This is a genomic window from Prosthecobacter sp. (assembly GCF_044378005.1).
Lineage (GTDB): Bacteria > Verrucomicrobiota > Verrucomicrobiia > Verrucomicrobiales > Verrucomicrobiaceae > Prosthecobacter.
Genome location: NZ_JBILYB010000016.1, coordinates 1 through 19990, shown reverse-complemented (window position 1 = coordinate 19990; position 19990 = coordinate 1). Strand labels below are relative to the sequence as shown.

Annotated in this window: 16 protein-coding genes; 7 read left to right on the top strand and 9 right to left on the bottom strand. The window is 60.2% G+C overall.

Annotation, left to right across the window (positions count from 1 at the left end):
- Positions 1 to 129: 129 nt before the first annotated feature.
- The 3 genes from AC6FTP_RS05525 to AC6FTP_RS05515 all read right to left on the bottom strand — a co-directional run bounded on the left by AC6FTP_RS05525 (position 130) and on the right by AC6FTP_RS05515 (position 5389).
- A complete protein-coding gene (locus AC6FTP_RS05525; RefSeq protein ID WP_497205906.1) occupies positions 130 to 1092 on the bottom strand; it encodes an alpha-ketoacid dehydrogenase subunit beta in 963 nt (320 codons plus the stop codon).
- A complete protein-coding gene (locus tag AC6FTP_RS05520) occupies positions 1089 to 2132 on the bottom strand; it encodes a thiamine pyrophosphate-dependent dehydrogenase E1 component subunit alpha (protein WP_497205905.1) in 1044 nt (347 codons plus the stop codon). Before AC6FTP_RS05520 ends, AC6FTP_RS05525 begins: the two co-directional genes overlap by 4 nt.
- 134 nt (positions 2133 to 2266) lie before the next feature.
- Positions 2267 to 5389: a PVC-type heme-binding CxxCH protein gene (locus AC6FTP_RS05515; RefSeq protein WP_497205904.1), complete on the bottom strand. Its 3123-nt coding sequence runs from the start codon at positions 5387 to 5389 to the stop codon at positions 2267 to 2269.
- A gap of 151 nt (positions 5390 to 5540) precedes the next feature.
- Here AC6FTP_RS05515 and AC6FTP_RS05510 point away from each other — a divergent pair, with 151 nt between their 5' ends.
- On the top strand, positions 5541 to 7370 hold the full coding sequence (locus AC6FTP_RS05510) for a phosphoenolpyruvate carboxykinase (GTP) (RefSeq protein WP_497205903.1): 1830 nt from the start codon (positions 5541 to 5543) through the stop codon (positions 7368 to 7370).
- 68 nt (positions 7371 to 7438) lie between these two features.
- On the opposite strand, the gene AC6FTP_RS05505 is transcribed toward AC6FTP_RS05510, so the two are convergent.
- From AC6FTP_RS05505 to AC6FTP_RS05490, 4 genes are all read right to left on the bottom strand, one after another.
- The gene (locus AC6FTP_RS05505) at positions 7439 to 8719 is read right to left on the bottom strand and encodes a Y-family DNA polymerase (protein WP_497205902.1); all 1281 of its coding nucleotides are present in this window, start codon (positions 8717 to 8719) and stop codon (positions 7439 to 7441) included.
- A gap of 183 nt (positions 8720 to 8902) precedes the next feature.
- A complete protein-coding gene (locus AC6FTP_RS05500; protein WP_497205901.1) occupies positions 8903 to 9073 on the bottom strand; it encodes a hypothetical protein in 171 nt (56 codons plus the stop codon).
- Between the two features lie 138 nt (positions 9074 to 9211).
- On the bottom strand, positions 9212 to 9796 hold the full coding sequence (locus tag AC6FTP_RS05495) for a hypothetical protein (protein WP_497205900.1): 585 nt from the start codon (positions 9794 to 9796) through the stop codon (positions 9212 to 9214).
- 17 nt (positions 9797 to 9813) lie between these two features.
- Positions 9814 to 11493, bottom strand: coding sequence for a ribulokinase (locus tag AC6FTP_RS05490; RefSeq protein WP_497205899.1), 1680 nt, complete (start codon positions 11491 to 11493; stop codon positions 9814 to 9816).
- A gap of 148 nt (positions 11494 to 11641) precedes the next feature.
- On the opposite strand from AC6FTP_RS05490, the gene AC6FTP_RS05485 reads away from it, so the two are divergent.
- Positions 11642 to 12319, top strand: coding sequence for a 3-keto-disaccharide hydrolase (locus AC6FTP_RS05485; RefSeq protein WP_497205898.1), 678 nt, complete (start codon positions 11642 to 11644; stop codon positions 12317 to 12319).
- A gap of 85 nt (positions 12320 to 12404) precedes the next feature.
- Positions 12405 to 12806 (top strand): hypothetical protein, encoded by a 402-nt coding sequence (locus AC6FTP_RS05480; RefSeq protein WP_497205897.1) that lies wholly within the window; start codon positions 12405 to 12407, stop codon positions 12804 to 12806.
- Positions 12807 to 12866: 60 nt separating this feature from the next.
- On the opposite strand, the gene AC6FTP_RS05475 is transcribed toward AC6FTP_RS05480, so the two are convergent.
- Positions 12867 to 14225, bottom strand: a complete 1359-nt coding sequence (locus AC6FTP_RS05475; protein ID WP_497205896.1) for a neutral/alkaline non-lysosomal ceramidase N-terminal domain-containing protein — start codon at positions 14223 to 14225, stop codon at positions 12867 to 12869.
- Positions 14226 to 14371: 146 nt separating this feature from the next.
- Between AC6FTP_RS05475 and AC6FTP_RS05470 the strand changes: the two genes are divergently transcribed.
- Genes AC6FTP_RS05470 through AC6FTP_RS05455 form a run of 4 tightly spaced genes read left to right on the top strand, consistent with a single transcriptional unit; the run spans position 14372 to position 19000 of the window.
- Entirely contained in the window at positions 14372 to 17662 is a 3291-nt protein-coding gene (locus AC6FTP_RS05470) for a sulfatase-like hydrolase/transferase (RefSeq protein WP_497205895.1), read from the top strand.
- Between the two features lie 46 nt (positions 17663 to 17708).
- On the top strand, positions 17709 to 18284 hold the full coding sequence (locus AC6FTP_RS05465) for an RNA polymerase sigma factor (RefSeq protein WP_497205894.1): 576 nt from the start codon (positions 17709 to 17711) through the stop codon (positions 18282 to 18284).
- The gene (locus tag AC6FTP_RS05460; RefSeq protein WP_497205893.1) at positions 18281 to 18580 is read left to right on the top strand and encodes a hypothetical protein; all 300 of its coding nucleotides are present in this window, start codon (positions 18281 to 18283) and stop codon (positions 18578 to 18580) included. The genes AC6FTP_RS05465 and AC6FTP_RS05460 overlap by 4 nt, the downstream gene beginning before the upstream one ends.
- An 18-nt stretch (positions 18581 to 18598) precedes the next feature.
- A complete protein-coding gene (locus AC6FTP_RS05455) occupies positions 18599 to 19000 on the top strand; it encodes a hypothetical protein (RefSeq protein ID WP_497205892.1) in 402 nt (133 codons plus the stop codon).
- A gap of 2 nt (positions 19001 to 19002) precedes the next feature.
- Here the strand turns inward: AC6FTP_RS05455 and AC6FTP_RS05450 are convergent.
- A partial coding sequence (locus tag AC6FTP_RS05450) for an MFS transporter (RefSeq protein ID WP_497205891.1) occupies positions 19003 to 19990 on the bottom strand: 988 nt, incomplete at its 5' end.

Genomic DNA, 19990 nt, shown 5'->3' with positions numbered 1-19990 from the left:
CCATACCTCCGAGGAGGTGGATCTGGAAACCAACGGCGAGTTTAACTGAGGGGGCTGGCTCGCGAGGGGCCGGAGTATGGGGGTGACCGCCCGGTGTGCAAGCGGGTTTTTGCCCTCAAAACGCCTCTTTTAGTAGCGCAACAGCTTCCTGAGCTCCGAACTGATGCTCGCCGTGGTCGGGCGGTGGGCTTTCCAGAGGTTCGGGTGGTAGGGGATCGGGGTGTCCTTGGAGTTCAGCCGCATGGGCGGGGCATCCAGGAGATGGAAGGCCTCGCTGGAGACGCGGGCGATGACTTCGGCGGTGACTCCACCCCAAGGGAAAGTTTCCCCAACGACGAGCAATCGCCCGGTGCGGGCGACGGAGGCCAGGATGGTGTCGCTGTCCATGGGCTTCACGGAGCGGAGGTCCACGACCTCGACTTCGTAGCCATCGAGCCGGAGTTCCTCGGCGGAGCGGAGACACTCATGGAGCATGGCGCTGTAGGTGACGATGGTGGCATCCCGCCCAGGGCGGGCGATGCGGGCTTTGCCGATGGGCATGGCCTCGCCAAAGTTTTCGGACTTCAGGTGGTAGTAGAGGAACTTGTGCTCGCAGAAGATGACGGGATCATCCAGCTTCACACTTTCCAGCATCATCCAGTAGGCGTCCTCGACAGTGGCTGGCGTCAAGATCACGAGGCCAGGGTAGTGAGCGTAGATGCTCTCCATGCTCTGGCTGTGAAAGGGTCCGCTCCCAGCAGTGCCGCCGGAGGGCAGACGGATGGTGATGGGGCAGGGGGTGTTTGTACGCCAGAAGAGCGTGGCAGCCTGATTGACGATCTGATTGAAGCCGACAGAGGAGAAGTCAGCGAACTGCATCTCGATGATGGGCCGCGCGCCCTCAATGGCAGCTCCGACGGCCATGCCGATCATGGCATCTTCGCTGATGGGAGCATCAAAGACGCGCCCTGGGAACTCGCGGCTAAGGTTTTTTGTCGCTTTGAAGGCACCGCCAAAGGCACCGATGTCCTGCCCGTAAAGGAAAACGTCCAGGTTGTCCCGGAGGGCTTCGTATTGGGCTTCGCGGATGGCTTCGAGATAAGTGATGCTCATCCTTCATTCCCTTCCACAAGCGCGACGGTCGAGAGTGCCTGCCAGCTTTCCCGGTAGGGATCGGGCGTGGCCTCCTTCATGACCAGAGAAGTGGCCTGATCCACTTCACGGCGGGCGCTTTGATACCATTGATCGAGTTCAGCCTGACTGGACCAGCCATGGGAAATGGCCTGCTCCTGGGCGACGACGAGGCAGTCACGGCCTTCGTGCTCGTGCTTTTTGAGGTCAGGGATATAAGAGGCGTCATCATGCTCGCCGTGACCGCCGAGGCGGAGGAGACGGCCCACGACGATCTGGGGCCCATGCCCGGCGCGGGCTCTTTGAAAGGCAGTGCGGAAAGTGGTCACACAGGCAAGGAGGTCGGTGCCATCAATGCTGTAACCTTCGACGCCGTAGCCCTTGGCGCGGTCCACGAGGTTTTCACAGGCAAACTGGCGGTTCGTGGGAGTGGAATAAGCGTATTGGTTGTTGGCGATGCTGACCACGAGGGGAAGTTTCTCCACAGCGGCCATGTTCATACCTTCATGAAAAGCACCCGTTGAGGTGCCGCCATCGCCAATGCTGGTGGCCCCGACTGAGTCGCCGAGGGTGCCTTTCAGGCGACGGGCAAAAAGAGCACCGGCCACCACAGAAACGAGACTCCCGAGGTGGGAGATCATGGCCATGTAGCCCTGCTTTGGCCGGCCACGGTGGATGTTTCCGTCTCTGCCACGCATGGGGCCGGTCACTGTGCCTAGATAGGTGCGCAGAGCGTCGATCACCGGTTCGCCATAGGCGATTCGGCCCGCCTGATCCCGAATGAGAGGGCCATAAACGTCTTTACCATAGCGGAGGTGGATGCCAGCCGCTGCGCTGAAGGCCTCCTGACCACGCCCGAGATACACGCCACCGACAATGCGGCCCCCAGCGCGGTAAAGGCTGCCGAGTTTCTCCTCCAAGGTTCGGGAGAGAATCATGCAGCGCAGTGCCTGGAGGAAATCCTCCCGATATTCGGCGTGAGGATCAGAGGCGACTTTGGTGCTGGAGGGAGCGACTGGCACGGCTGAGGTCTGGAGAGCAAAATCGGCGTTACATCGCCGATGATGAATGAATGCTTTCACACTCGGCCGGGAATGTCCAGAAAGGAAATCCAGGGGATGGACATGAGTCCTCCCGATTCCACCCATTTCCCGGCTTATTGCCGCAGGAACTCGATCAAATCCGCCATCTGCTCCGGCGTGATCGCTGCTTCCACACCTTCAGGCATCAAGGACGTGCCCGTGCTGGAGATCGATTGGATGTCGCTGCGCAAAAGACTCTCCTGACCGCCATCGGCACGCTTCAGGACCACGTTCCCAGCTGTCTCGCTCATCACGAGGCCGCTGAGCGTGCGCCCGTCCTTCGTCTCGATGATGTAGAGCGCGAAGTTCGGCGAGACCTCGCGGTTCGGATCAAGGATGTTCGTGAGGAGCTGCTCCGGGGTCCAAGCCTTCACCGTCGCGAGATGCGGGCCGACATCGATTCCACGGCTGCGGTGGCGATGGCAGGCCATGCAGGCCAGTTCATAGACTTTGGCTCCGCGGGTGGCGTCTCCCTTTGTCGTCAAAGCTGCCTGATACTTGTCGATCACCGCCTTGCGATTCGGATTCGAGCTATCTCCAAAAAGCTTCGCCACCCGCGCGAAGATGTCGGCGTTCTTGTTCCGTCCTAGCGTGGCACGTGAGGCAGCGGACACCTGGGTTTTCGGAATCGCGCCGGATTCGAGCGCCGCCAGCAGGACGGGGATGCGCTCTGCTCGGCTCAGTAAAACGAGCTGAGCTTTGTCCCGCAGCGCAGGCGTGAAGGACTTCCATGCTCCCACGATGATGTCCGCCACGGCGGGCTCGCGGTAGGTGTTCAGGGCATCGAGGGCGGCGAGTTGGAGTTCGGCAGGCTGAGTAGCGGCGAGAAAACCGGTGAGCTGAGGCAAGGCATCGCTGGCTTGCATGAGATCGGGCAGAAGGCCCAGGGCCACGATGCGTGATTCGGCGGGTAGTTTGGCATCGCCCAATTCAGCGAGGGTGTCGGACCTGAGCTTGTCCATCCAAGCGCGTGACTCAGCGTCCTTCAGATCTTTGAGCGCAGCTTCATCGAGAGAGGAGGCACCGCGACGCAGCGACGACGCGAGCGATTGCACGACACGACGACTGAAGGCGTCCGGTGCGCCACGGAGCACGAGGTGATGCATGACATGGTAGGGCGCATCAGGATCGCCTTTCTTGAAAGCGCGCCCGATCATGCCTGCTAGGTCCACCTGGAAGCTTTGAAGAGCAGGGGACTGGGTGAGCTTGGGTGATTTCAGCACTGTCTCAAACATCGGGAAGGATGACTCTGCGCAGCCAAGCAGGGCGGATTGGAAGATTTGCGCCTGCTGATCATGCTCGATGCAAACCTCACCGAAACGTGGCAGAGCGGCGGGGCTGAAGACGAGGCTGTGAGCCATCAACGTCTCGATCTGCACCATGATCGAAGCATCGCGCAGCAGTTTATCCGCATCCGTTCGCAGTTTGTAGAGTTCAGCGACTTCACGTGGGGCGATCAGGGCTTCCGGCCTCATGCGCACAGCTTGCTGTCGCACCTTGGCATCCTTGTCCTGCGCGGCTTGCAGCAGCAGGGCATAGCCGGACTGGGATACACCCGCGTCTGCCAGCCAAGCCTTTTTATCTTTCGGCTGGCTGGTTTCGCTTAAACGACCCGCAGCTCGGAAATCCACAGTCGAGGCTTTTCCTATGGCTCCTGCGGCTTCGAGACTCCACAGCGCGTGGATTCGGCCCTGGGCTGTCTTGGCCTCGGTGAGCATAGTGCGCAGTGCTGGAAGTGCATCCGCATCCTCTCGCTCAAACAACAACCTTTGCGCTGTCTCACGATGCCAGCCATTCGCGTGATCCAGCAGAGCTACCAACTCGGCGGTGGTCGCCTGACTCAGCATGGCGGGATGGCGTGATTTGAAGCCTTTGGGTTTGAGGCGATACACACGGCCGCGATCTCTGCCTTTGAGCAGATCGAGGCCCTCATGGATGTCATCCGGGATGCTCCAGGGGTGCTCGATGACTTCGCGATACATGTCGCAGACGTGCAGGCAGCCGTCGGGGGCGTTGGTGAAGTTCACGGGGCGGAACCACACGTCGTCGCTGGTGCAGAAGTTCTTCGTGCCATCGACCTGCACAGCTTTGAAGGTCACTCCATCGGGCACGAGCTTCATGCGGTAGAAGAGATTCCCCGCCACATCGGCCACGAAGGCGAAGTCGCGATACTCCGGCGGATACGCATCGCCGCGATACACGGTGATGCCTGCGGAGGAGGTGACGACGCCGGCGCCGACGAGTTCGCTCTTCGGCAGATGACTGCCCTCGCTGCTCCAGCGCTGCGCGCGGAAGTCGCGCCAGGGCTCCACGGGGCTGGTGCGATACACGGGCAGTTGATCGCCCGCCTCGGCGCAGTCGTTCAGCGGACTCGCGATGCTGACATAGGGATTCCTTTCCAGATAGCGATGCGGGATGACCACGTGCTGGCAGGGATTGCGGATGTTGCAGAGAAAGCGGTTGCCCCAGTCATCGAAAGTATTGCCAAAGCGCGCGCCGCCGCTTTCGAGGCGCACATCGCCTGTGCTGGGATCAAAGCTGAAGTCGTTGCGTTTGATCGGCAGCGGCTTCGAGTCCTTTGGCAAAGGCATCACGTCTTCGCTGCCCTCCGCGCGACGAATCTCGCCACCATTCGTGCCTCCGGCGATGTAGATGCGGTGATCGAGACCCCAGATGGGATTGTTCATCACGGCCTGCACGTTCAGCTTCTTCAGGCCGGTGAAGACCTTCTTCCGCACATCCGCGACGCCATCGCCATTCGTGTCCTTCAGATACCAGACATCCGGCGTGGCGGTGACAAAGATGCCGCCCTTCCAGCAAGCCGGGCCCGTGGGCCAGGAGAGGCCTTCTGCGAAGACGCTGGCCTTGTCGAAGACGCCATCACCATCCGTGTCGGTCAGCAGGCGCACTTTGCCAATGTTGGCATCCGTGGGGTTCTCCTGGCTAGGTTTGTGCGTGGACTTGTCCGTGTAAGGATAGTCGTTCATCTCGCAGACGTAGGCGCGGCCATCTTCGTCATAGGTAATGGCGACGGGATCGGTGACGAGCGGTTCGGCGGCGATGAGCTGCATTTCGAAACCATCGAGCACATGGAAGGTCTTCGATGCATCCTTGGCCTCCGTCGGCGGCGTGCTGGGAAACGTCAGCGGCTCAGCGGCGCTGAGACTGGTGGCAAAGAGGACAATAATGGCACGCATGATGAGATGGCAAAAACATCACGAGCCACATGCCGCAGGACTTGCACATCAAGAGGCAAATCTGTCGGCAAGAATCACCTCGCCAAAGCGGGTGAGACGCGGAAGCTGGAACCGTGGCATAGAACTAGCGTTATTAACTCCCCCCAATCCAATGAGTACCAAGACCGATCCCTCGAAACCGCTCAGTAAAAACCCGCACCTGATCAAATGGGTCAAAAAAATGGCCACCCTCTGCAAGCCGGACCGCATCCACTGGGTGGATGGTTCCAAAGCTGAGTATGATCGCCTCTGCGATGAAATGGTGGCCGGCGGCACCTTCATCAAACTGAATCAGAAGCAGTGGCCCGGCTGCTACTACGCCAAGTCCGATCCGAGCGATGTGGCCCGTGTCGAGGAGCGCACCTTTATCTGCAGTCATTCCAAAGAAGGTGCGGGTCCAACAAACAACTGGATGGACCCTTTTGAGATGAAGAAGAAGCTCCGTGGCCTCTTCAATGGCTGCATGAAAGGTCGCACGATGTATGTGCTGCCTTACAGCATGGGGCCGCTCGGCTCTCCCATGTCACAGATCGGAGTGCAGCTCACTGACTCCGCCTATGCCGTGGTGAACATGCGCATCATGGCCCGCATCGGGAAGCCTGTCTTCAAGATCATCGACAAAGGCGAGAAGCGCGTGGTGCCCTGTGTGCACAGCGTCGGCGCACCTTTGAAGAAAGGACAGAAGGATGTGTCCTGGCCCTGCAACAAAGAGAAGTACATCGTTCACTTCCCCGAGTCGCGTGAGATCTGGAGCTACGGCTCCGGCTACGGTGGCAATGCCCTCCTTGGTAAAAAATGCTTCGCCTTGCGCATCGCGTCCGCCATGGCTCGTGATGAAGGCTGGATGGCCGAGCACATGCTCATCCTCGGCGTCGAAAATCCGCAGGGAGAGAAGACCTATGTGGCTGCCGCGTTCCCGAGCGCCTGTGGCAAGACGAACTTCGCCATGCTCATCCCGCCGAAGCATTTCTCCGACAAAGGCTGGAAGGTCTGGACCGTGGGTGATGACATCGCGTGGCTGAAACCCGGCCCTGATGGCCGACTCTACGCGATCAATCCTGAAGCTGGCTTCTTCGGAGTGGCACCCGGCACGAGCGATCACACGAACCCGAACGCCATGGCATCGCTGCGGAAGAACACCATCTTCACTAACGTGGCACTCACGCCCGACGGCGGTGTTTGGTGGGAAGGCATGACGGATACTCCGCCCGAGAAATGCACCGACTGGCAGGGCAACCAGTGGACGCCTGAGATCGCCAAGGAGAAAGGCATCAAAGCCGCGCATCCGAACTCCCGCTTCACCGCGCCTGCCTCGCAGTGCCCCACCATTGATCCTGATTGGGAGAAACCCGAAGGCGTGCCTATCAGTGCCATCATCTTCGGCGGCCGTCGTGCCACCACCATGCCGCTCATTTTCCAAGCCTTTAACTGGAGCGGCGGCGTCTATGCCGGAGCTACCATGGGCAGTGAGATGACCGCTGCCGCCGCTGGCACCATCGGCAAAGTGCGCCGCGATCCCATGGCCATGCTGCCCTTCTGCGGCTACAACATGGGCGACTACTTCCGCCACTGGATCTCCATGCAGCGCCGTCTCACCGAGACACCGCGCATCTTCCATGTGAACTGGTTCCGCAAAGGCGCAGACGGCAAATTCCTCTGGCCCGGCTTTAGCGACAACATGCGCGTGCTGAAGTGGATCGTCGATCGTGCCACCGGTCACGGAAAGTCCAAAGAAACCCCCGTCGGTTGGGTGCCACACTACGAGGACATCGACTGGACCGGACTCGACTTCCCGAAAGAGAAGTTCGAAGAGTTGCAAGCCTTCGACCGTGCGGCCTGGCGCCAGGAGATCCTCTCGCATGAAGAACTCTTCCTCGATCTGAAGTCCCATCTTCCCAAAGAGCTGATCTACGAGCGCGAGCTTCTCATCTGCCGGATGTAGGCCGTAGAACGAGTTTTCAACTCGTCATCTGGTGCGGTGGGTTTGAAACCCGCCGGGCTTGGTTCTCTTCACTCCTGAAATTCAGCCTTCTCCGGGATGCGCGTAAAGGCGATCTTCGTGCCGGAGAAGGTCTTCACCTGATTCGGGACGAAGCCCACCGCGATGCTGTCCCGCCCGTAGCGCTGGTTCAGCGAATCCATCACCGAGGAAAGGCGATCACGCCGGGCCAGTTCCTCGGTGCTCGTCGGGTTCATCTCGGGGAAGAGTTCCAATTGTTCAGGTGTGGAGGCTGCCTTCAGATCGAGCAGCGTCACGGCCACCTTTTTCACCCGCGCCCAGCGCACCTGGCCCATGACCACGGGCCAGAGCTGATCCATCACCTGCATGAGTGAAATGGTATCCGAAACGTGGCCAGGCAGACGCAGGTCCGCATCACCGCGATTCCGATCCTCCGTGCGTACGCTCAGACTCACTAGGCTCGTGCGGTAGCCCTCGCGTCTCATGCGGCTGGCAGCCTTGAACAGCAGCCGCCGGGCCACCACCACGGCCTCCGGCGGTTTCCGAAACTCAGGGGCCAGCACATGACTGTGACCGATGCTCCGCGTCTGCGTGGCGAAGTGTCCCAGATCCTCTCCGTGCAGCTCGTGCCAGAAGCGGTCCCCACCCACGCCGCCCCAGACTTGATGCAGATCCTCCGGCGCGGCATTCCACAGATCTTCGATGGTCAAAATACCCGCCGCGTGCAGTCGCGGCTCCATCCGCCGCCCCACGCCACAAAGGTCCGTGAGTTTCCAGTGAGCGATCTTTTCAGGCATGTCTTCCAGGCGCAGCACCGTCAGCCCGTCTGGCTTTTGGAAATCACTCGCCGCCTTCGCGAGGTAACGGTTCGGCGCGATACCGACGGAGCAGGTGATGCACTCACCCACCTTGTCCCGCAGCCCCGCCTTGATCCGCCGCGCCAGATCCAGCGCCACCGGCTCGCTCTGATGCCGCGAGTCGAGCAGGAGCCCGACTTCGTCGATCGAGGCCACCACCTCGATGGGGTAATGCCGCTCGATCTCTTTTTTGATCTTCTCGTGATACTCCACATACCGCCCGTGGCTTGCCTCCACGAGTACCAGCCCAGGGCACATGCGTCGTGCCTCGCCGATGTTTGTCCCTGTCTTCACCCCGAACTTCTTCGCCTCAAAACTCGCCGCAATGGCGCAGGTCGAGTCCGACACCATCGGCACCACCGCAACCGGCAGCCCCTTCAGTTCAGGCCGCTCCTGCTGCTCCACGCTGGCGAAAAAGCAGTTCAGATCGAGGTAAAGCCAGCGCAGGGCAGGGGAATGGAGAGCAGCAGGCACATGGGTAGTGTGCGGCTGTTTCGAATGTGTTCAAGTGAACGCTTTTCGGAATTTGAATTCGATGGTATGGCCGAAATCGCATGAATCATTTATGAGTTCCACAATCCGGGATTGCTACGGAGCATGGATACCCTGAATTTGGCTGACAGATCATGAGATGGTGCATCCGCAGATTCTGAGAAATCACCTTTTCGCTGGAAGGATTTTCGGAAAGCCTGGGCACATCACGGACTGATCAATCTCCTTCACCCCATCCGCCGTCTCGACGGCATATTCGACGATGACTTCACCATCGCCCAGCTGGCGAGAGATTCGATTGGCATTATTGCCCTGATGCAAGGCCGTCGGCATCATGAGAATCTGACCACGAGCGTTGGTTTCAATCTGGAAGGGCAGGTCTTGAAACCGTTAGTCTTCGCAGAGTTGTTCCCAGGTAAGCATTGCAGGAGGTTAAGGATTAAATCATGAAATTCAAGGGCTCTGCCTGGGCTGCTATGATGAGGATAGCTTGTACAGCCGTTTCGCGGATTGACTCTGCAAACGAGCCAGTCGCCATGGAATCACTACGAGACAGCATAGATAATAGAGTTCCACCCACGGCCAGAAAAGTCGGCTTTTCATCCACATCCATTCTGGAGGAGCGTGAAAAGAGGTTTCCGAGTCCAGGTGGTACTGTTCCCGCAGCATTCGGTCTCGTTCACCTTTCCCTGGGAAGAGATGCAGCCTTCCGTCTCGAAGATCAGCGATGAAGTAGCCTTGATCATCAGATCTGCCGATGACGGCTTTGTCCGACAGCTTGTACTCAACGATCTCATTTAGATCCCAGCGCGAAGTGGCCTGTAGTGCATCAGCAGCTTTGTTAAACTCTTCGCCTTCCAGGTCCCTTACTGCCGTCCATTCTTCCTTCCATTTCGGATCTCTGTTATGAAGCGTCATCGGACAGCGTCCGCAGATGGCGGACATGCTGAACTTCTCATTGATAATCAAATTCGGATCTCGATTGAAGCATCCGTCTAGAAGCATCACGGGCAGTATCCACTTCAGATACTTCAGCAAAATTGTCCCAATGAGCTTCATGGCGATGAGTCACTACCTCAACTCTGCCTCGCCCGAATGTCCAGGAGCTGCTTCATTATGTGATTCATCTTGCCGCTCCAGTCGGCGGTGCCAAAGGCATCATGCAAGGTGCGATACAAAGCATACAACTCGGCATAGACGGCGACGTTGTCAGGGATCGGGTGATACACCTTTTCACGCACGGCGGTGACTTTGGCCTGAAGCTCCTGCCAGGTGCCAGCTCCGGCGGCGCAGGCTCCGAAGATGGCGGCACCGAGGGCGCAGGTCTGCTCACTCTGGCTGACTTTCATCGGCTTGCCGATGATGTCAGCATAGCACTGCATGAGCGCGGCATTCTTGATGCTGAGACCACCGGTGTTGATGACTTCCTCGATCTTCACGCCGTAGTCTTCCACTCGCTTGATGATGGTCAGCGCGCCGAAGGCAGTGGCCTCGATGTAGGCACGGTAAATCTCGTGGGCCTCAGTGTGGAGTGTTTGACCCAGTAGCAGGCCGGTGAGGCGGACATCGACAAGCACGGTGCGGTTGCCGTTGTTCCAATCCAGTGCGAGCAGGCCTGTGGAGCCGGGCTTCTTGCCTTCCATGGCTTTTTCCATGTTGGCGAACTTCTCGCCCACCGTCGCGCCATAGCTGTCGGGGACGAGGTGATTGACGAACCACAAGAAGATGTCACCCACGGCGCTTTGCCCGGCTTCGATGCCATAGTAGCCGGGCAAAACGCTTCCATTCACGATGCCGCACACGCCTGGGATGTCTGCCAGCGGTTTGCTGGTGGGAGAGATCATGAGATCGCAGGTGCTGGTGCCGAGAATCTTCACCAAGGTGCCTTCCTTGATGCCCGCACCGACCGCGCCAGTGTGCGCATCGAAGGCTCCGACACAAACCGCCGTGCCTTCCTTTAAACCGAGGCGCGTGGCCCAGTCAGGGCAGAGACCGCCAGCCTTCGTGTCCGTGGTGTGAGCTTCGCTGTAAAGACGATCTCGGAGGTCAGACAAGGACGGGTCCAGTTTCCCCAGGAACTCTTTGTCCGGCAGGCCGCCCCATTCGGTGCTGAACATGGCTTTGTGGCCGGCAGCGCAGACGCTTCGTTTGAGCGTGAGGGGATCCGTGTTGCCCGTCAAGACGGCGGGAATCCAGTCGCAATGCTCCACGAAGCTGAACGCAGACTCGAAGACCTTCGAGTCCACACGGAGCAGACGCAGGATCTTGCTCCAAAACCATTCGCTGGAGTAGATGCCGCCGCATTTGGCCATGATGTTGGGCCGCATCTCCTGGCCGAGTTTCGTGATCTCTGCTGCCTCTGCGTGGCCGGTGTGGTCCTTCCACAGCCAGACCATGGCGTTGAGGTTGCCTTTAAACTCGGGCAGCAAGCCCAATGGAGTGCCATCCTTGTTCACGGGGATGGGCGTGCTGCCGGTGGTGTCGATGCCGATGCCGATGACCTGGGCGGGATCGAAGCCAGGCACCTTTTCCGCCGCCTGCTGCAAAGCGCCGCGCGTCACGGATTCGAGCCCGTCGAGGTAATCCTGTGGGTTTTGCCGTGCCACATGCGGGTCCTTCGGATCAAGTAGAATGCCCATCTCACCGCTGGGATAGTTGAAGACTGTCGATCCCACCTCCGCGCCGTTGTCGAGGTCGATGAGGAGGGAGCGGCAGGAGTTCGTGCCATAGTCGATGCCGAGGGCGTAGCGTTTCATGCGGGTGGTTGGAAAGTGAGCGCTGAGTGTGCGCATGAGCTTCCCGAATGGCGAGAGAAAACCGGACGCGCTTTATGACTCGGACGTGAGGTTTCCTGATGTCACTCGAGCGAAAGAGTCTTTGGCAGGGGTCGTTTACCACGGCCCTATGATCCACCGCCCACTTCTTGCCGCCGCCTTCCTTGGTCTTGCTTTCTCCGCCTCTGCCGAAGATGCCTTTGTGCCTCTCTTTGATGGCAAAACTCTGACCGGCTGGGAGCAGCACAGCGGCACGGCCGAGTATCGCGTGCAGGACGGCGCGGTGGTGGGCAAGACGGTGGCGGGCACGGGGAATTCCTTCCTTTGCACCGCCAAGAAGTATGCCGACTTCATCCTGGAATTGGAGTTCAAGGTGGACCCCTCGATGAACTCGGGCGTGCAGTTCCGCAGCAACTACTACACGCAGGAGACGGAGGTGGAGATCGCCGGGAAGAAAAAGAAATTCCCTGCCGACCGCGTGCATGGCTACCAGTTCGAGATCGACCCCAGCGCCCGCGCCTACACCGGTGGTGTCTATGATGAAGGCCGCCGCGGCTGGCTCTTTGACCTGAAGAACAACGAGGCCGCGCGCAAGGCATTCAAGCAGGGCGAGTGGAACACGGCCCGCATCGAGTGCCGTGGCAGCAGCATCAAGACCTTCATCAACGGCGTCGCTGCCGCTGACTTCACCGATGACCTGACCAGAGAAGGCGTGATCGCGCTCCAGGTTCATGGCATCGGCAAGAAGACGGAAGCCGTGGGCAAGGAAGTGATGTGGCGGAACATCCGCATTCAGGAGCTGAAGTAAGTCCGTTCGCCTGTTCTCCCTGCGCCAGGGGTGACACTTTCGGCGCAGTCCTCGACATGGCATGGAAGATGTTCATTTCTCTTCCATGCCTCTCGTCCGCTACCTCCAGAACCTCTCCACGGGGCGGACCATTCTATGGTGCTACTTCATCTGGTGGGCGGTGAGCATCATCCATCACTTCGATGCCTCGCCGCGTATCTGGCTGACCTCGCTGGGCCTCAGCGGCATCATCGGCGTGGCGCTGATCCTCAGCACGAGGTCGTCATCCGGCAATGCGGCAAAGATGGACCCGTGGGTGGTCTTTCGACTGTTCCTGATGCCGTTCTGTGTCTCCAGCTTTGCTGCGTTGGTTAAGGATGCAGGCTACATGCTGGTGTTCCCGCCCTCGTGGCGGGAGAATGCCGTCGGCATCGGCTTGGTCGTGGCATTCCTCGTGATCGTGCGAATCGTGAAGGCTCACATTGGATCGCCCACTCCGCCTCACTGAAGCTCCATGACCATGCTGGCAAAGATGCGGGCGCGGGAGGTCGCCGTACTGCCGCCCGAGCTAGTTGCCCGCCTTTACCTCGTTCAGTAGCTTCAGCGCTGTCTCGATGAGTTTTTCACCGCTGCCCGCTTCACCGCGTGCGCTGACGATCTCGTAGTTGCCCTGCGGGTAGGCTTCACGGTTCGGCACATAGCCGATGCTGCCGTTCGCCAGTTCGGCGATGAGTGTGTGCTTGAAGGGCGAGGCTTTTTTCAACGCGAGCCCCAGCTCCACGAAGATCTCGCCAGGCAGGGAGACGATGGCGAGATCGTCGCTGAAGGAGATGACTTGTACTTCAGCGCGCAGTGGCACGTCCTTCTTTGCCACGGTTTCCAGCACGCACACGGCCTCGGCCATCGGCACGGTGCCGAGCTTCTCGGTCATCATGCGGCTGGCGATGTCTTTCGCCTTGGCGAGCTGCGCTTCACTCACTCTGCGGCGCTGGAGGGTGACCTGCTCGCTGCGGATGCGGGGCTTGTGAGTGCTTACTTGTTTCAAACTTGGCCACACGGCGGTGGTGGCATCGGCAAGCGCGCTGCCGAGTTCGAGCGTGGTGCGGCGCTTGCCGGTGATGTAGTCGCCGTGGTTGATGTTCCCACAGCAGCCATTGGCAAAGAGGCAGACCATGCCCGGTGCATGACGCTCGGCCACGAGGCGCGAGAAGACGCCGGGATAGTCGGCGGATATTTTGACGCCACCGCCGATGCTCGTCGGATGCATCGCGAAGTTCAGATAACTCGCCACAGGCTTGCCTTCCGCCTGAAACACCAGCACACCGACCTCGGGATCAATCGGTCCGGCGGGGCGTTCTTTGGTGGGGTCGATCGTCTTTGGCTGCCAGATCGCCTCGGCCACGCCATCGCGCAGCACGCGACGATTGAAGCTGATGCCCTCCGCCTTGCCCATGGCCACCGAGGGCAGGGCAGAGGAGAGATTGGCCTTCGCCGCCTTCACTGCCTGAGCGATGTAGCCAGGCAGTGCCTGCATGTAGGATAGGCCGGGCGGTGAGTTCGCTTTCGTGATGTCATCCATCAGCGATCCGCGTGCGAGCTGAGGCCCGGTGTGAGTGTGCGTGGCGGAGATCATGACATGATCACCTTCGATGCCGCACTGCTCCTGCACCGCTTTGCGCGCGGCCTCAACGATGGGGCGCGTGGTGCCCGAGAGATCGATGACGACCATCGCCGCATGAGTGCCGTCCTGCTCCACGACGATGGCTTTGGCAAAGATCGGGTCCAGCGTGCCGCCCACTGCACGGAAGGCATAGTAGCCTGCCATCGGTGTCCCCGGCGGTGGTGTGATGTCCACCTGGGCCGCACCGACACGGAAGTCGGCGGCGTGGGCTTGGAGACAGAGAAAAGTGAGGAAGAGGTAGCGCATGAACACACAACGCCGCCAATCGAACGGGTCTTGTTTGATGCCATGCATGAGTGCGTGAAGAAGTTTGTGCAGAGGTGTAATCCACCACCCACTCATGCGTCGTGAGAGGTATGATCCCTTCATCTTCCCGATTCAGATTCCCACTGTTGCTCCTCCTGGCCTTCCTTTGCCACGCACCGGCAGACGCCGTTCCCAATGTCATCGTCATCGTCGCGGATGACCTCTCCTGGCACGACCTGGGCTGCATGGGGACGCCGGATGTCTATACGCCGGCGATTGATTCATTGGCGCTGAACGGGGTGAAGTTCACCAACGCGTATGCCACGGCTCCGGTGTGCAGTCCGTCGCGCGCTGGATTGCTGACGGGGCGCTACCAGCAGCGGTTTGGGCATGAGACGAATCCGGGGCCGAGCCTCGAAGGCGTCGATGAATTTGGCTTGCCGGTCAAAGAGGCGACGATGGGGAATCGCTTCAAAGAACTTCAACTCGGCTATACCACGGGATGGATCGGCAAGTCGCACCTCGGCAGCCAGTCGCAGTATCATCCGCGCAATCGCGGCTTCGACAGGTTCTGGGGCTACCTGCGCAGCCATCACAACTACTTCAATGCCAACCAGCCCGCCAATCAGACAGACCCCATTCTCGACGACTTCATGCAGGTGCCTGCCAATCCGCCGCTGCAATACCTGACGCAGGAGCTGGGCACTAAATGCTTGGAGTTCATCGAGGTTCATCACGCGCAGCCGTTCTTCCTCTACGCGCCATTCAGCGCGGTGCATTTCGATGACAGCGGTGAACTGCCGACTCCGCTATCGCTCCGCGACGAGCTGGCTCTGCACGCAGCGCCGTCCACAGGGATTCGCAACGACATGGCGGCCACGCTGCTCGGTCTCGACCACGCTGTCGCGGCGCTGGTGGCGAAACTAGTCGAGCACAATCTTCTGGAGAACACGATCATCTTTTTTACCAGCGACAATGGCGGCGATCCAAACTTCGGCGCTGACAACGGCGGGCTGAAAGGTCGCAAGACGGACCTCTATGAAGGCGGCATCCGCGTGCCCTTGATCGTGCAATGGAAGGACACAATCCCGGCTCAGGTGCAGTCCGCGCCGGTGAGCACGCTGGACATTCTGCCCACCGCCATCGCCGCCACGGGCCATGTGATTCCTGCGGCGTGGCAGCTCGATGGTGTGAATCTGCTACCCTGGCTCAAAGGCCAGGCACCGGCTCCGGTGCGCACGCTTTACTGGCGCGTGGAGACCGATGGAAAGTTGCCACCACCACCGGAATCGACTGCACCGGATGTGAAGGACGGCATGAGAGCGATCCGGCAAGGCGACTTTAAGCTCGTGAAGATGAGCGCAGCCTCGTCGTGGGAGCTTTACAACCTGTACGAAGACCCCGGCGAAACGAACAATATCGCCAGCACTGATCCCACGCGCGTGACGCAGATGATCGCCGACTACAAAGCCTGGACCGCGCAGCTCGCGCGGCCTCGCTGGGCCTGGGATGATCTCGATTACTCGACGCCTGAGTTTGAACTCGAAGACGTGCCGACGGGTGTCGCCGCAGCCTACACGGAGCCACCGACGAGCGTGGCGTTTCAGTGCCCGGAGCTGAACAACGAAACGTGCATCGCGTCGATCACGGGTCACGCAGGTATCACGTTGTATCGGAGTTCAGGAGCGCCATTCGCCACGCTCAGTGTGCCCTCGCGCTTTCTCTATTCGATGAAGCCGCGCGTGCTCAATGGCACGACCTATTTCTCCTGCGCGGCCTATGAGAATGATGATCCGCTCACCTCCGGTGCGACGGAGATCTGGCTGCTCAGCCTCGGACCCGATACGACACATCGGCTCGCGCGCCGCGTGGATGACGCGGGCGGCACGGATCATCGCCAGCCTGACACGGTGATCATCGGCAATGAGCTGTATGTCACTTACAACCGCAGTGGCGTGGCGCATCGCTGCCGCACCGGCATCAAGCTGCCGGACTACCCAGGATCACCGAGCGGGTTCACTACGATGCCGTTTGCCGAGAGCCATCATGCGAGTGGCAGCACCGCATTGCGTGGCACGGAGATCACGCACATGACGGCTTACAACGACATGCTCTTTGCTGGTCAAGGCTCCACGCTACCAGTGAACGGTAGCTTCACCGGCGTGCAGATTCTCTGTCTGGACAACGCCACTGGCTCGTGGGTGCAGGACGCGCAACTCATCGCCCACCTGCGCATGGAGGCGATGGAGAACCTGCGCTTCACACTCGCCGACTCTACGCCGCTCCCTGGCAGCGGTGTCGGCGTGCTGGTCGCCAGCTTCTCGGATGTGGTGCCGCAGGGCAATGCACTAGTCGGCATCCGCACGCGCCTCGGGCCGGACAACTGGCAGCACTCGGAGATTCACAGCCTTTCCGGCGGCGTGCCGCTGTGCATCGGCGCGCACTATGATGCTAGCGTTGCCATCACCGTGCAGAACATCTTCGCCGGCATCTCCTGCGGCGAGATTCACAGCGGCGTGTTTGCGCCGTTGCAGGCGGAGCGATTCATCTGGGCAAGCGGACCGGAACTCACGGGCACTGGTCCTGTCACGGGGTTTGCGAATGCGAACAGCGATCTCTACGCCGCCTGCGGCCTGAGCACCAGCGGCACCGGAGGACTCTACAAACGCGACGATGTTACCCATCTATGGTCGCCCGTGTATCATTGGCTCACACAGGAAAACGTGGCCGCCGCGCCGGAGGAGGCCCGCCTCGTGCGCGGACTGACGACGGTGCTCGATCCTCGCGGTTCCACGGGTGAGGTGCTGCTCGTGGCGCGTTCGTGGACCGGCTCCATCGAGCGCATCGATCCTGCAAAGGACCACGCCGCCACCGTCGAACTCGATGTGCGCGACTTCCTCGCGCGCCAGTGGAACAACAACACGCTGCGCTCCTCCGCCATTCGCATCGGCTACAACGCCTTCACGCCCGTCACGCATCCCGTCACCGGCGAACTCGTGCATCTCATCACGCTCTGGATTGACAGCGACGCCCATTTCCTCATCCGCCACCGCGACGCAACGTATGAAGTCGCCGACCTCGGCTACGCGCCCAACCTGCGCGCCACGCGCTGCATCGCCGTGTCGCCTTTCGCTGAAGATGCGCTCTACATCGGCGGCTACGACAACAGCGTCGCTCCCACGACGAATACCGCCTGGATCGCCCGCGGCGAATGGCGCGCGTGGCCACAGATCTCGATCACGCAACCGAACCCGCCTTTGCTCCAGCTTGCGTGGCCGGTGACGCATGAGGGCTGGTCGGTGGAGGCAAGTGCCGACCTCAGCGCGTGGCTGCCGATGGGCGGACTGCCGACGAGTTCGCTCACGACCACCACGCAAAGCATCAACAAAGACACATCGACGCGTGGGTTCTTCAGACTGCGGAGGGCCGGGCCGTGAATCCTTCCTTTTCATCACAGCGACTCGCAGGCATCTTCGTCAACGAATGGCCGACACCCGTGACGAACTCAGCGAACTCATCGCGCGCGTGCAGCAGCGTGATGAATCTGCGGCGCGTGTGCTCGTGGCACGCCTCGGGCCGGACCTCCGCCGGATTGTTCACTCCTACCCCACGCTGAGTGAGGACAGCGAAGACCTCATGCAGGACATCTTCTTCAAGATCTTCCAAAAGCTCTCCAGTTATCGCGGTGATGCGCCGCTGGAGCATTGGGCATCGCGGCTTGCGCGATACGCCTGCATTGATCGACTGCGGCGGAAGAAAGCCTGTCCCGTTCAGCGACTCGGTGATCTCAGTGAAGAGCAGCGCTCGTTGTTGGAAAACATGCCCGGCGAGGTGACTCGCTCATCCGTGGATACCGCCTCTGGACTGCTTGATCGACTTCTCGCCACGCTGCGTCCGCTTGATGCCTGGCTGCTGCGCGAAGTCGAACTCGCGCAGCGCACCTTGCCCGATGTCGCGGCAGAAGCGGGATGGAATCTCGGCCTCGCCAGCGTCCGTCTGTTCCGCGCCCGGCATCGTTTGAAATGTGCTTTTGAGAAACTTGAACCACCCACGTCATGAAGAAAAATACCCGCCAAGCTTTGGATCAACTCTGGTCGCTCAAGCGTGAGGCATCCGCCGCGTCACAGCCGGATGACAGTGACTTCCCGCCTGCTCTCGTCACCCGCATCGCTGCCCGCTGGGCCGCTCGTCCGAGCACTTCGCTGATCTGGGAACGCACAGCCTCAGGTGCGCTGGTGCTGGCACTGATCATCTGCGGCGTCACGATCTGGCTGCGCCCCGAGCCACCACCTTCGGATGCCATACTCTCGCTCTTCACCGCCCGTCCGGCTCCAGACGACGGCTTTCCATTCTAACACTCCACTTCATTCACCATGGAACTCTTCCGCACACTCCGCATCGCGCTTTTGATTGCCTGCATTTTCGCCGCAGGCATCGCCACCGGGCGCTACTCCATGCCGCCAGCCCCGGCTGGATCAGCCGCTCAGTTCTCCAGCACCTCGGGCCGCGTCATCACACCGCGCGCCTTGATCCTCTTCTTTGATCAAAAGCTCAGCCTGACACCCGCACAGAAGCAACGACTCCTGCCCGAGGCGCAGCAGTTCGTGCGCGAGATCGCCGACACCGAGCCCGCGACCCGCGAGCGCTTCGACATCTTCCATCGTTACTACCCGCGCGTCCGCGCCCTGCTTCGTCAGGATCAATACACCGCCTTTGATGGCATCGTCAAAGCCCACACCGAGGCCATGAACAGGATCTTGGAAGAAGCGAAGTGAAGCTAAGTCGTTGCGGGTTCCTTCGCTGTGTTGTCTTTGAAGAGCAGGGCAAAGACGATCACCAGAACTGCGCCCATCGTGGCGGGGATGAGCCAGATGGCCTGCCAGTCGTGCATGGTGCCGTGCGTGTATTTTTGCGCGACGATGCCTGAAAGCCAGGAGCCGACAAACATGCCCGCTCCGAGCGTGAAGATGGCGTGCAGTCCTTGAGCGGCGGCGCGGATGTCTTCACCTGCGCGCTTGTCCACATACATGCGTCCCATCACGAAGATGAAGTCATAGCACATGCCATGCAGCAGGATGCCGGTGTAGAGCATCCAGAGCGCGGTCGGCTGTTGATGGAAGAGCGCGAACAAACTGAAGCGAACGGCCCAGGCAGCCATGCCGATGATGAGGATGCCTTTCGCCTTCAGCCGTGGCAGCAGGAAGGGCAGCATCAGCAGGAAGACGACATCGGACACCTGACCGAGCGTCATCTTGGCAGTGGGATCAGAGACGTTCATCTCGGTCATGAACTGATTTGTCCAAGTGAAGTAGAAGCTGAGCGGAATGCAGATGAGGAAGGAGCAGATCATGAAGGTCGCGAAGGATCGGTCGCGGAACAGTTTGATCGCATCGAACCCGAGCAGCGCGCCCACTGAGACAGGCGTGTTGGCCCCCTTCGGTGGCGTGTGGGGAAGGGTTAGCGAGTAGAGGCCCATGACAAGTGCCGCGGCTGACGCGAGCTGGAACATGCCCGCGTTGTCGGCGAACTTGAGCCAGTTCACCGTGAGGCCCGCGACGATCCAGCCGACGCTGGCCATCCACATGACGAAGGGGAACTCCTTCGCCGGATTCTTCGAGTGATGCAGGGTCAGAGCATTCGTGAGTCCATGCCCAGCCATGTAAGTGATGGTGTAGGCGATGAGCACCGGATAGAAGCTGCTGAAATCCTTCAACGTGGACACCCAGTAGAGCAATGCAGCGCCGATCAGATGCAGGACGCCCAGG

What these genes read in the sequence shown, in the direction of transcription:
- AC6FTP_RS05525 (WP_497205906.1), bottom strand. Translation starts at nt 1,092, where the DNA reads ATGAGCATCACTTATCTCGAAGCCATCCGCGAAGCCCAATACGAAGCC.
- AC6FTP_RS05515 (WP_497205904.1), bottom strand. Translation starts at nt 5,389, where the DNA reads ATGCGTGCCATTATTGTCCTCTTTGCCACCAGTCTCAGCGCCGCTGAG.
- AC6FTP_RS05510 (WP_497205903.1), top strand. Translation starts at nt 5,541, where the DNA reads ATGAGTACCAAGACCGATCCCTCGAAACCGCTCAGTAAAAACCCGCAC.
- AC6FTP_RS05500 (WP_497205901.1), bottom strand. Translation starts at nt 9,073, where the DNA reads ATGATGCCGACGGCCTTGCATCAGGGCAATAATGCCAATCGAATCTCT.
- AC6FTP_RS05495 (WP_497205900.1), bottom strand. Translation starts at nt 9,796, where the DNA reads ATGAAGCTCATTGGGACAATTTTGCTGAAGTATCTGAAGTGGATACTG.
- AC6FTP_RS05490 (WP_497205899.1), bottom strand. Translation starts at nt 11,493, where the DNA reads ATGAAACGCTACGCCCTCGGCATCGACTATGGCACGAACTCCTGCCGC.
- AC6FTP_RS05485 (WP_497205898.1), top strand. Translation starts at nt 11,642, where the DNA reads ATGATCCACCGCCCACTTCTTGCCGCCGCCTTCCTTGGTCTTGCTTTC.
- AC6FTP_RS05480 (WP_497205897.1), top strand. Translation starts at nt 12,405, where the DNA reads ATGCCTCTCGTCCGCTACCTCCAGAACCTCTCCACGGGGCGGACCATT.
- AC6FTP_RS05475 (WP_497205896.1), bottom strand. Translation starts at nt 14,225, where the DNA reads ATGCGCTACCTCTTCCTCACTTTTCTCTGTCTCCAAGCCCACGCCGCC.
- AC6FTP_RS05465 (WP_497205894.1), top strand. Translation starts at nt 17,709, where the DNA reads ATGGCCGACACCCGTGACGAACTCAGCGAACTCATCGCGCGCGTGCAG.
- AC6FTP_RS05460 (WP_497205893.1), top strand. Translation starts at nt 18,281, where the DNA reads ATGAAGAAAAATACCCGCCAAGCTTTGGATCAACTCTGGTCGCTCAAG.
- AC6FTP_RS05455 (WP_497205892.1), top strand. Translation starts at nt 18,599, where the DNA reads ATGGAACTCTTCCGCACACTCCGCATCGCGCTTTTGATTGCCTGCATT.